The 11946-nt window shown below is 59.1% G+C and carries 10 protein-coding genes; 1 reads left to right on the top strand and 9 read right to left on the bottom strand.

Translation table 11 applies throughout. The features are described from left to right. Positions 1–15 precede the first annotated feature (15 nt). The 3 genes from folP to rlmE form a co-directional block, all read right to left on the bottom strand. Positions 16–867: a dihydropteroate synthase gene (gene folP, locus HU730_RS25790; RefSeq protein ID WP_034127005.1), complete on the bottom strand. Its 852-nt coding sequence runs from the start codon at positions 865–867 to the stop codon at positions 16–18. Positions 868–875: 8 nt separating this feature from the next. Next, positions 876–2786, bottom strand: coding sequence for an ATP-dependent zinc metalloprotease FtsH (gene ftsH / locus HU730_RS25785; RefSeq protein WP_019817951.1), 1911 nt, complete (start codon positions 2784–2786; stop codon positions 876–878). A gap of 200 nt (positions 2787–2986) precedes the next feature. Continuing rightward, positions 2987–3637 carry a 23S rRNA (uridine(2552)-2'-O)-methyltransferase RlmE gene (rlmE, locus tag HU730_RS25780; RefSeq protein WP_014719954.1) on the bottom strand — a complete coding sequence of 217 codons (651 nt, stop codon included), beginning with the start codon at positions 3635–3637 and terminating at the stop codon, positions 2987–2989. 107 nt (positions 3638–3744) lie between these two features. Between rlmE and HU730_RS25775 the strand changes: the two genes are divergently transcribed. Next, positions 3745–4053 (top strand): YhbY family RNA-binding protein, encoded by a 309-nt coding sequence (locus HU730_RS25775; RefSeq protein ID WP_003176146.1) that lies wholly within the window; start codon positions 3745–3747, stop codon positions 4051–4053. A gap of 9 nt (positions 4054–4062) precedes the next feature. On the opposite strand, the gene HU730_RS25770 is transcribed toward HU730_RS25775, so the two are convergent. The 6 genes from HU730_RS25770 to dnaJ form a co-directional block, all read right to left on the bottom strand. After that, on the bottom strand, positions 4063–4467 hold the full coding sequence (locus HU730_RS25770) for a hypothetical protein (protein ID WP_034127002.1): 405 nt from the start codon (positions 4465–4467) through the stop codon (positions 4063–4065). 28 nt (positions 4468–4495) lie between these two features. Then, a complete protein-coding gene (gene greA, locus HU730_RS25765) occupies positions 4496–4972 on the bottom strand; it encodes a transcription elongation factor GreA (protein WP_032873232.1) in 477 nt (158 codons plus the stop codon). A 2-nt stretch (positions 4973–4974) separates the two neighbouring features. Then, positions 4975–8196 carry a carbamoyl-phosphate synthase large subunit gene (gene carB / locus HU730_RS25760; protein ID WP_003194205.1) on the bottom strand — a complete coding sequence of 1074 codons (3222 nt, stop codon included), beginning with the start codon at positions 8194–8196 and terminating at the stop codon, positions 4975–4977. Between the two features lie 105 nt (positions 8197–8301). Then, entirely contained in the window at positions 8302–9438 is a 1137-nt protein-coding gene (gene carA / locus HU730_RS25755; protein WP_003194208.1) for a glutamine-hydrolyzing carbamoyl-phosphate synthase small subunit, read from the bottom strand. Positions 9439–9697: 259 nt separating this feature from the next. Further along, positions 9698–10504 (bottom strand): 4-hydroxy-tetrahydrodipicolinate reductase, encoded by an 807-nt coding sequence (gene dapB, locus HU730_RS25750; RefSeq protein ID WP_014719957.1) that lies wholly within the window; start codon positions 10502–10504, stop codon positions 9698–9700. A gap of 10 nt (positions 10505–10514) precedes the next feature. Further along, the gene (gene dnaJ, locus HU730_RS25745; protein WP_054896114.1) at positions 10515–11639 is read right to left on the bottom strand and encodes a molecular chaperone DnaJ; all 1125 of its coding nucleotides are present in this window, start codon (positions 11637–11639) and stop codon (positions 10515–10517) included. Between the last annotated feature and the right edge of the window lie 307 nt (positions 11640–11946).

The following is an 11946-nucleotide window of genomic DNA, read 5'->3' as shown; positions in this document are numbered from 1 at the left end:
AGTACTCCATCATTCTTATTCGGCTGATTCTACAGCAGCGAGCATGCGCACCACATCGACCGTTTCGGCGACATCATGCACACGCAAAATACGTGCGCCCTTGGTCACGGCAAGCGCCGCAAGCGCCAGGCCGCCATACAGGCGTTCGCCGACGGGGCGATTCAAGGCGAGCCCTATCATGCTCTTGCGCGAAACGCCGACCAACAGCGGGCGACCAAGGGCGTGCAGCGCTTCCATGTGTTTGAACAGGCTTAGATTGTGCTGCAGGGTCTTGGCAAAGCCAAACCCCGGATCGAGGATGATCTGCTCAGGCGCAATACCCACAGCCACACACTTGGCAACCCTCTCAGCAAGAAACCCACCCACCTCGCCAACCAGGTCGTCGTAATGCGGATTGTCCTGCATGTTGCCGGGCTCACCCAACATATGCATCAGGCAGACGGGCAAGCCGGTCGCAGCGGCCGCATCAAGAGCACCGTCGCGCTGAAGCGAGCGCACGTCGTTGATCAACCCAGCCCCCAGACGCGCGGTTTCGCGCATCACTGCCGGGGTGGAGGTGTCTACCGAGATGATGACATCCAGCTCGCGGGCTATGCGCTCAACCACCGGTGCCACCCGCTCCAGCTCCTCCAATGGAGAAACAACGCGGGCGCCGGGGCGGGTCGATTCCCCACCCACATCAATCAGCGTCGCACCGGCAGCCACCATCGCCTCGGCATGGCGCAACGCGGCGTCCAACTGACTGAAGCGGCCACCATCGGAAAAGGAGTCAGGGGTTACATTGAGGATGCCCATGACATGCGTCCGGGCCAAATCAAGAACCCGGTTGCCGCAAGGCAACCGGGTAGAGGACAAAGCAGAAGTCATTTCAAACCTTAGTGATCAGCTGCCGGGCCGCCGATAGGCGTTTCAGGGCGCTCATTCTGCACCACAGGCGGAGTGCCCGAAGTACCCGAACCACCTTCCCAGTCGCGCGGCTCACGCGGCGTACGGCCCGACATGATGTCGTCGATCTGGTCGGCATCGATGGTTTCGTACTTCATCAACGCATCAGCCATGGCGTCCAGCTTGTCACGGTTGTCAGTGAGGATCTGCTTGGCAGTGCCGTAGCACTGGTCAATGATGCTGCGAACCTCGGAGTCGATCAGCTTGGCTGTCTCACCCGAGAAGCTGGCGCTTTGCCCACCGCCGCCACGGCCCAGGAACACTTCGCCTTCTTCTTCGGCGTACATCAATGGGCCGAGTTTTTCCGACAAGCCCCACTTGGTCACCATGTTTCGCGCAATCTGGCTGGCACGCATGATGTCGTTGGAGGCGCCAGTGGTCACACCGTCGAAGCCAAGGGTCATTTCTTCAGCAATACGGCCACCATACAGCGAGCAGATCTGGCTGATCAGCGCACGCTTGGAGAGGCTGTAGCGATCTTCTTCCGGCAGGAACATGGTCACACCCAGTGCCCGACCACGAGGAATGATCGACACTTTGTAGACGGGGTCATGCTCAGGCACAACGCGACCTACAATGGCGTGACCTGCCTCGTGATAAGCGGTGTTCTGCTTCTCTTTCTCGGACATGACCATGGATTTGCGCTCGGCGCCCATCATGATCTTGTCTTTCGCCAATTCGAACTCTTTCATCTCAACGATGCGCTTGCCAGTACGGGCAGCAAACAGCGAAGCCTCGTTCACCAGGTTCGCCAGATCAGCACCGGAGAAACCGGGAGTACCACGGGCGATCACAGCCGGAGCCACGTCGTCGCCCATTGGCACCTTGCGCATGTGTACTTTCAGGATCTGCTCACGACCACGAATGTCCGGCAGGCCGACCACAACCTGACGGTCGAAACGGCCCGGACGCAGCAACGCAGGGTCGAGAACGTCGGGACGGTTGGTTGCGGCGATGACGATAATGCCGTCATTCATCTCGAAACCATCCATCTCTACCAGCAACTGGTTGAGGGTCTGCTCACGCTCATCGTGACCACCACCCATGCCCGCGCCACGATGGCGACCGACGGCATCGATTTCGTCGATGAAGATGATGCATGGCGCGTGCTTCTTGGCCTGCTCGAACATATCGCGAACACGGCTGGCGCCGACGCCGACAAACATCTCGACGAAGTCAGAACCGGAAATCGTGAAGAAAGGCACCTTGGCTTCGCCGGCAATCGCCTTGGCCAGCAAGGTTTTACCGGTACCCGGAGGCCCCACCATCAGCACACCGCGAGGAATACGGCCACCCAGGCGCTGGAACTTGCCCGGATCACGCAGGAACTCGACCAACTCACCGACTTCTTCCTTGGCTTCGTCGCAACCTGCGACGTCAGCCAGGGTGGTCTTCACCTGGTCTTCGGAGAGCAGGCGCGCCTTGCTTTTGCCGAAGCTCATCGGCCCGCCCTTGCCTCCCGCACCGCCTTGCATCTGGCGCATGAAGAACATGAACACGGCGATAATCACCAGGATCGGGAAGCTGGCCACCAGGAGCTGGGTCCAGATGCTTTGCTGTTCAGGCTGCTTGCCTTCCACAACGACCTTGTTATCCACCAGGTCACCGATGAGTCCGTTGTCCTGAATGGCAGGACGAATGGTCTTGAAGCTGTCGCCATCGTTGCGCTTACCGGTAATCACGTAGCCATCAACCGCTACGCGCTCGACCTTGCCATCCTTAACTTGCTGGATGAAGTCGGAATAGTTGAGGGTCTGCGGCTCGTTAGGGCTGGAGAAGTTGTTCATCACCGTCACCAGGACAGCCGCGATGATCAACCACAGGATCAGATTCTTTGCCATATCGTTCAATTAACTACCCTCTGAAGCAAGCTCCGCTACTGGCGCGCGCTTCGCATGATATTCACCGGCCTAACTTACTACATTACCTACAACTCTGGCAGGCGCCGTCTGTAACCCTTTGTGAAACTTTGACTACGCAATATTCGTAAAGCTTCGTGACGAAAGCGATATAAAAAAACCTATCGCCCTCCTCGAATTTCTCAAAAACGCTCTTCGCTCGCAGCGCCTTCGACACCGCGGAAGCCACGGCACAGCAGATACTGCTCCCTGGACCGGTCACGGGATGAGTCCGGCTTGCGTGTCTGTACCTTGTCGAACAACTTGCGAATGTTCTTGTGGTACTCGTCGAAACCTTCGCCCTGGAAGACCTTCACCAGGAAATCGCCACCCGGACGCAACACCCGACCTGCCAGATCCAGCGCCAGCTCACACAGGAACATGGCACGCGGCATATCAACAGCCGGTAATCCACTCATATTGGGGGCCATGTCGGAAATCACAAGGTCTACCTGCGAATTTCCCACAGCCTCCAGGATCTCGGCCAATACTTTGTCCTCGGTAAAATCGCCGTGAACAAAGGTCACGTCCGGGATGCTGTCCATCTCGAGGATGTCCGAAGCGATCAGTCGACCTTGCCCACCAATCAGACGACTGGTCACCTGGGACCAGCCACCGGGGGCCGCGCCGAGATCGATAACGCTCATGCCTGGACGAATCAATTTGTCCTTGTCCTGGATCTCCAGCAACTTGTAGCTGGCCCGGGAACGGTAGCCGTCCTTTTGCGCCTTTTTGACGTAAGGATCATTGAAATGTTCTTGTAGCCACTTAAGGCTGGTTTTGGAACGGGCCACGGGCCACCTCGAAAAAATAAAACGGGTCGTGATTAACTGGGCGGTCCCGGACTCGCTCGGGTAAACTGGCCGCCGCTTTTTACAAGATCAGACGCAGGGGTCAGATTATGCCGCTCACTCAAGAGCAGAAGAAACAGTACAAATCCATTGGCCACCATCTGAAACCAGTTCTGATTGTGGCAGACAACGGTTTGACTGAGGGTGTGCTAGCCGAATTCGAGCGCGCACTGAACGATCACGAACTGATCAAGATCAAGGTCAACATCCTTGATCGCGAAGCGCGCCTGGCCGCCGTTGCAGAACTGTGCAAGGTCGGCAAAGCGGACCTGGTTCAGGTCATCGGCAAGATGGCGCTGCTGTATCGCAAGAACTTCAGCGTCAACAAGCAACTGTCGAACGTTCATCGCTTCAAATGATGAAAAGGGTCAAGGGCGTGCTTCGCGCGCCCCGCCACTCCATCCCGGCGCAGGTTGCATAACCAGCACCAGGCCAGAGAACCCTAGCACAAGATAGCTGAATAACTGCCAGCGCAACGCTTGCGGCAGCCACACATGCACCATACAAAACATTGCGCATGCATACAGCGCCATCAACAGCAGTTGCCCGCGAATATCCCGCCACAAACTCTTCAAGCCTTCGGCCGTGATCAGCACCAACGCTTGAAGCATCACGCACGCCGCCGCAAAACCCACCAGCAGCGCACTCAGCAATCCGTCGATCTCATCGATCAGCAGCGGCGCCAGGCCAATCAGGCCCAACGCCGGCAACACGCCAATATGTAACAGCCATAGGCCGCCCACCCAAAGCATCTGAGAGAGCTGCCAAAGCATGGCGCCCGCACGCAGCGGGCGCCGTCTTTCAGATGTGACGAACTTCGACAATCTCGTACTCAATGACGCCGCTCGGCGTTTTCACGGCAACCACGTCGCCTTCTTCCTTGGCAATCAAGGCGCGAGCAATCGGCGAGCCGACAGAGATCTTGCCTTGCTTGAAGTCAGCCTCATCCTCACCCACGATCTGGTAAGTCACGCTTTCGTCGGTCTCGACGTTGGCGATTTCCACGGTCGTCCCGAAAATTACCTTGCCGGTATGCGGGATGGTGGTGACATCGATGATCACCGCATTCTGCATACGGCCTTCGATGTCACGAATCCGCGCCTCGACCATACCCTGCTGCTCGCGAGCAGCGTGGTATTCGGCGTTTTCCTTCAAGTCACCTAGCTCGCGGGCCGTACCGATGTCCTGGCTCAGCTTTGGACGTACGACCTTGGTCAGATGGGCGTGCTCCTCTTCCAGGGCGCGCGCGCCCTGAACGGTCATCGGGTATTTGGTTATGCTCATGCCTTCAATCCTGCGTGTAGATCCTGCAAGCGACGCACGGTCTTTTCCGGACCGAACTTCAGCGCTTCACAGATAGCTTCGCCAGCAGCAATGGTAGTGGTGCAGTAAATCTTGTGCTGCAAGGCATTACGACGAATGGAATAGGAGTCCGCGATCGACTGGCGACCCTCGGTGGTGTTGATGATCAGGGTGACTTCGTCATTCTTGATCATGTCGACCACATGCGGACGGCCTTCCGTCACCTTGTTCACGCGACGTACTTTCAGGCCGGCAGCTTCGATCAGCTTGGCGGTCCCGGCGGTAGCCACGACTTCAAAACCCAAGTTGATCAGATCGCGGGCGACCCCTGCAACCAGTGGCTTGTCGTCATCACGTACGCTGATAAACGCAGTACCGCCGGTCGGCAGCACTTCGCTGGCACCCATCTGGGCCTTGGCGAACGCTTCACCGAAGGTATCGCCCACGCCCATCACTTCACCGGTGGACTTCATCTCTGGGCCCAGGATCGGGTCCACGCCAGGGAATTTGGCGAACGGGAACACCGCCTCTTTCACACTGTAGAAGTTCGGAATGATTTCCTTGGTAAAGCCGATTTCCTTCAGGGTCTTACCGGCCATCACACGCGCAGCGATCATGGCCAGGGACACACCGATGCACTTGGACACGAACGGTACGGTACGCGAAGCACGCGGGTTGACTTCGATGACGTAGATGTCTTCGCCTTGCAGCGCCAACTGTACGTTCATCAGGCCGACCACACCGAGTTCCAGGGCCATTTTCTTGACCTGCTCCCGCATCTCGTCCTGGATGTGCGCCGGCAGCGAGTAAGGCGGCAGCGAGCAGGCGGAGTCACCGGAGTGAACGCCGGCCTGCTCGATGTGCTGCATGATCGCGCCGATCACGACGTCAGTGCCGTCGCAGACCGCGTCCACGTCCATTTCGATGGCGCAGTTGAGGAAGTGGTCCAGCAGCACCGGGCTGTCGTTGGAGACTTTCACTGCATCACGCAGGTAGCGCTTGAGTTCTTCTTCTTCGTAGACGATTTCCATCGCCCGGCCGCCCAGTACGTAGGACGGACGCACCACCAGCGGGTAGCCGATCTTGCTGGCCGCGCGGATGGCTTCGTCTTCGCTGCGCACGGTGGCGTTCGGCGGCTGACGCAGGTTCAGGCGCTCAACCATCTGCTGGAAGCGCTCACGGTCTTCGGCACGGTCGATAGCGTCCGGGCTGGTACCGATGATCGGCACGCCGGCAGCTTCCAGGGCACGCGCCAGTTTCAACGGGGTCTGGCCGCCGTACTGGACGATCACGCCTTTAGGCTTCTCGACGCGGCAGATTTCCAATACGTCTTCCAGCGTTACCGGCTCAAAGTACAGACGGTCGGAGGTGTCGTAGTCAGTGGAAACCGTTTCCGGGTTGCAGTTGACCATAATGGTCTCGTACCCGTCTTCGCGCAGGGCGAGGGCGGCGTGTACGCAGCAGTAGTCGAACTCGATACCTTGGCCGATACGGTTCGGACCGCCACCCAGGATGATGATCTTGTCGCGGCCTGTCGGCGCGGCTTCACACTCTTCCTCGTAGGTGGAGTACATGTAGGCAGTGTCGGTGGCGAATTCTGCGGCGCAGGTATCAACGCGCTTGTAGACCGGAAAGATATCCAGCTTGTGGCGATGAGTGCGCAGGTTCTTCTCGGTCACACCCAGCAGCTTGGCCAGACGCTGGTCGGAGAAACCTTTGCGCTTGAGGCGGAACATCAGGTCGCGGTCGATAGACGACAGACCCAGCGTCTTGACCTTCTCTTCTTCCTTGATCAGATCTTCGATCTGCACCAGGAACCACGGGTCGATCATGTTCATGCCGAAGATATCTTCGACGCTCAGGCCGGCACGGAAGGCGTCAGCCACGTACCAGATACGCTCGGCGCCCGGCACGGTCAGCTCGCGCTTGAGGATGCTCATGCTTTCCGGGTTGCTCAGGTCGAGCTTCTCGTCCAGGCCGCAAACACCAACCTCCAGACCGCGCAGAGCTTTCTGCAGGGATTCCTGGAACGTGCGACCGATGGCCATGACTTCACCGACAGACTTCATCTGGGTAGTCAGGCGCGCATCCGCCTTGGCGAACTTCTCGAAGGCAAAGCGCGGCAGCTTGGTCACAACGTAGTCGATAGACGGCTCGAAAGACGCCGGCATAGCGCCGCCGGTGATTTCGTTTTGCAGCTCGTCCAAGGTGTAGCCGATAGCCAGCTTGGCGGCGATACGCGCAATCGGGAAGCCGGTCGCTTTCGAGGCCAGCGCCGAAGAACGCGATACACGTGGGTTCATCTCGATCACGACCATGCGGCCGGTGTCCGGGCAGATGCCGAACTGAACGTTGGAACCGCCGGTTTCGACGCCGATCTCGCGCAATACCGCCAGGGAGGCGTTACGCAGGATCTGGTATTCCTTGTCGGTCAGGGTCTGTGCTGGCGCCACGGTGATCGAGTCACCAGTGTGCACGCCCATCGGGTCGAAGTTTTCGATGGAGCAGACGATGATGCAGTTGTCCTTCTTATCGCGGACAACCTCCATCTCATATTCTTTCCAGCCGATCAGCGATTCGTCGATCAGCAGCTCTTTGGTCGGCGACAGGTCGAGGCCACGGGCGCAGATTTCTTCGAACTCTTCACGGTTGTAGGCAATACCACCGCCGGTGCCGCCCATGGTGAAGGACGGACGGATAATGCACGGGAAGCCCAGGGTCTCGAGGACCGCATTGGCTTCTTCCATGCTGTGGGCGATACCGGAACGCGGGCACGCCAGGCCGATGGACTTCATGGCCTTGTCGAAACGCGAACGATCTTCAGCCTTGTCGATGGTGTCGGCATTGGCACCGATCATCTCTACGCCGAACTTTTCCAGGACGCCTTCGCGCTCCAGGTCCAAGGCGCAGTTCAGAGCGGTCTGGCCACCCATGGTTGGCAGCAGCGCGTCCGGACGCTCTTTTTCGATGATCTTGGCAACGGTCTGCCACTTGATCGGCTCGATGTAGGTGGCGTCGGCCATGGCCGGGTCGGTCATGATGGTGGCCGGGTTGGAGTTCACCAGGATGACGCGGTAGCCCTCCTCGCGCAGGGCTTTACAGGCCTGGGCGCCGGAGTAGTCGAATTCGCAGGCCTGGCCGATCACGATCGGGCCAGCGCCGAGAATCAGGATGCTTTTTATGTCTGTACGTTTTGGCATGGGTTTGTCACTCAAATCCGCAGGTCAGTCGGCAAGCCGTCTTGAACAATCTTTGAAGAGCCTGCGGGGGCCACCGCAATCCGGGGCCGCCCGCTGGCCACTCAGTCAGCGTCGCTTGGCCATCTCATTGATGAAACGGTCGAACAGCGGTGCTACGTCGTTCGGGCCCGGGCTGGCTTCAGGGTGGCCCTGGAAGCTGAAGGCGCTCTTGTCGGTGCGCTCGATGCCTTGCAGGGAACCGTCGAACAGCGACTTGTGAATGGCGCGCACGTTGCTCGGCAGGGAGGCTTCATCCACCGCAAAACCGTGGTTCTGGCTGGTGATCATCACAACGCCGGTGTCCAGGTCTTGTACCGGGTGGTTGGCACCGTGGTGGCCGTGGCCCATTTTCAGGGTCTTGGCGCCGGAGGCCAAAGCCAGCAACTGGTGGCCAAGGCAGATGCCGAACACCGGAATCTCGGTCTCCAGTACGTCCTTGATGGCCTGGATAGCGTAGTCGCATGGCTCAGGGTCACCCGGGCCGTTGGACAGGAACACACCGTCCGGCTGCATCGCGAGCACATCGCTGGCAGGGGTTTGCGCGGGCACCACGGTCACACGGCAACCGCGCTCGACCAACATGCGCAGGATGTTGTACTTGACGCCGTAGTCATAGGCGACCACGTGGTAAGGCAGATCGGCAGCCTCGATAGTCGCGTGGCTGTCGGTCTTCAGATCCCACACAGTGGAACGCCACTCGTACTTCTCTTTAACGCTGACGACTTTCGCCAGGTCCATGCCCTTCAGGCCCGGGAAACCTTGCGCCGCGGCAATCGCCGCCTCTTCGGAGATATTGTCACCGACCATGATGCAGCCGTTCTGCGAGCCTTTTTCACGCAGGATGCGCGTGAGGCGGCGCGTATCGATACCGGCGATCGCCACAACGTTGTTGGCTTTCAGGTAATCGGACAGCGACATCGTGTTACGCCAGTTGCTCGCAACCAGTGGCAGGTCACGAATCACCAGGCCCGCCGACCAGACACGATCAGACTCGACATCTTCCGGCGTAGTGCCGGTGTTGCCGATGTGCGGATAGGTCAGGGTAACGATCTGTTGGGCGTAGGAAGGATCGGTAAGGATTTCCTGATAGCCGGTCATGGCAGTGTTAAACACCACCTCTCCAACGGTCTGACCGTCGGCTCCAATGGCTTCGCCGCGAAAAATGCTGCCATCAGCAAGGGCGAGTATGGCTGGCTTAGTCAAGAAGACCTCCCGTAAATAAAGCCTGAAAGGGCGATCGCAGGTTGTAAAAAAGCGGAGTGACGTATGGACACGTCACCCCGCTTCTTCACTGAATTATTCTGCGCGCTTTTAGTGGACACACTAAAGCTGTAGCTTACAGAAAAAGGCTTTTTTGGTCCACCGCTAATGAGCCTTAAAGGCAGGGGAATGCGACAGGACGTCGCCTAGCGGGTAAAAACGGGGGCACAGGATAATCCTGAGCCCCCGTTTTAGCTACTGCTTAGTGCAGGTCCAGCACGTCACGCATGTCGTACAGGCCCGGCTCGCGGCCGTCCAACCAAAGCGCAGCACGCACCGCGCCCTTGGCGAAAGTCATGCGGCTGGAGGCTTTGTGCGTGATCTCCAGGCGCTCGCCTTCGGTGGCGAACAGCACGGTGTGATCGCCAACCACATCACCACCGCGCACGGTTGCAAAACCGATGGTGTCGCGTGCGCGCTCACCGGTGTGGCCTTCACGCCCGTATACCGCCACTTTCGACAAATCGCGGCCCAGCGCATCGGCAATAGCTTCACCCATGCGCAACGCAGTGCCCGACGGAGCGTCGATCTTGTGACGGTGATGAGTCTCGATAATCTCGATATCAGCCTCGTCACCTAGCACGCGCGCCGCCAGGTCCAACAACTTCAGCGACAGGTTCACGCCCACACTGAAGTTGGCGGCGAAGACGATCGGAATATCCTTGCCCGCCTCCACTAGCAACTGTTTCTGCTCGGCACTCAAACCGGTGGTACCAATCACCATGGCCTTGCCCGCCTTACGGCAGAAGGCCAGATTTTTCAGCATCACTTCCGGCAAGGTGAAGTCGATCAGCACGTCGAATTCGTCCGCCACCTGCTCGAGGTTGCCAGACAACGAAACACCGATGCGACCCAACGAGGCCAACTCACCTGCGTCCGCGCCGATCAACGTACTGCCTGGGCGAACAATCGCCGCCGTCAGCCCGGAGGCCGGCGAGCGTTGCTGCACCGCCTCGACCAGCGTCTTGCCCATGCGCCCGGCAGCGCCCATTACGGCTATACGTCGCATATTCAGATCCTTACAGGTCGCCGAAGAAGCGTTTTACACCGTCGAAGAAGCCCGTAGTCTTCGGCGAGTGCGAGTCATCGCCTTCCAGCGAGCTGCGGAACTCTTCCAGCAGTTCACGCTGACGACGATTCAGGTTCACCGGGGTTTCAACCGCCACACGGCACATCAGGTCGCCAGCACCGCCACCGCGCACGGGCGCAACGCCCTTGCCACGAATGCGGAACTGCTTGCCGGTCTGAGTCCCCTCGGGAATCTTGAGCTTGACCCGACCATCCAGCGTCGGAATCTCCAGCTCGCCACCCAGGGCCGCATCAACAAAGCTGATCGGCACTTCGCAGAACAAGTGCTTGCCGTCACGCTGGAAGATCGAGTGCTCGCGCACATTGATCACCACGTACAGGTCGCCCGTAGGGCCGCCCTGGGCACCCGCCTCGCCTTCGCCCGACAGGCGAATACGATCACCGGTATCCACACCCGCCGGTACCTTCACCGACAGCGTCTTGTACTCTTCGACGCGGCCTTCGCCGTGGCAGGAATCGCACGGATCGGAAATGATCTTGCCCTGGCCATGGCAACGCGGGCAGGTTTGCTGCACCGAGAAGAAGCCCTGCTGCATGCGCACCTGCCCGATACCGCCGCAGGTCGGGCAAGTGATCGGCGAGGAGCCTTTCTTCGCACCCGAGCCGTCGCACGGCTTGCAGTTGACCAGCGTCGGCACACGGATATTGACGCTGGTGCCGCGCACGGCTTCTTCCAGGTTCAGCTCCAGGGTGTAACGCAAGTCACTGCCGCGCTGAGGGCCGCCACGCTGGCCGCCCCGGCCGCCGCCGAAGAAGTCGCTGAATACGTCGCCGAAAATATCGGAGAAGTTCTGGCCACCAAAACCGGCACCGCCGCCGCCCATGCTCGGGTCGACGCCAGCATGGCCATATTGGTCGTAAGCCGCACGCTTATTGGGATCACACAGGCATTCGTAGGCCTCGTTGGCCTCTTTGAACATCTCTTCGGATTCTTTGTTATCCGGATTACGGTCCGGGTGGTGTTTCATCGCCAGGCGACGGTAGGCCTTCTTCAGGTCCGCCTCGCTGGCGCCACGCTCCACACCCAATACTTCGTAATAGTCACGCTTTGCCATAAGTCTTTGCACTCTTAAGGACGTTCGACCTGGCCCTCCTGAACCCTGCCAAACTCGTTGAGCCCCAATACAGGCCCGGACCCAACTCACGTCAATTCAACGATCCTGGTCATTACTGCTTTTAGCCAGGGAGCCGGCCAAAAACGCGGTGACTGTCATTCGGAAAGCAGGAGCATTCCCGTTCACACCGCCAGCATCCGAGCGTTGTCGCATGCTGTAAAAATTCGCATACCCCAGACACGCCAACGCGGGAGCAAGCTCCCGCGCGGCGACATCCTACCAGTCACCGCTTGTGCGCGGTCAACCG

The organism is Pseudomonas sp. SWRI22 (assembly GCF_014268395.2).
Classification (GTDB): Bacteria; Pseudomonadota; Gammaproteobacteria; order Pseudomonadales; family Pseudomonadaceae; genus Aquipseudomonas; species Aquipseudomonas paracarnis.
This window is presented reverse-complemented; position numbering and strand designations above follow the sequence as displayed.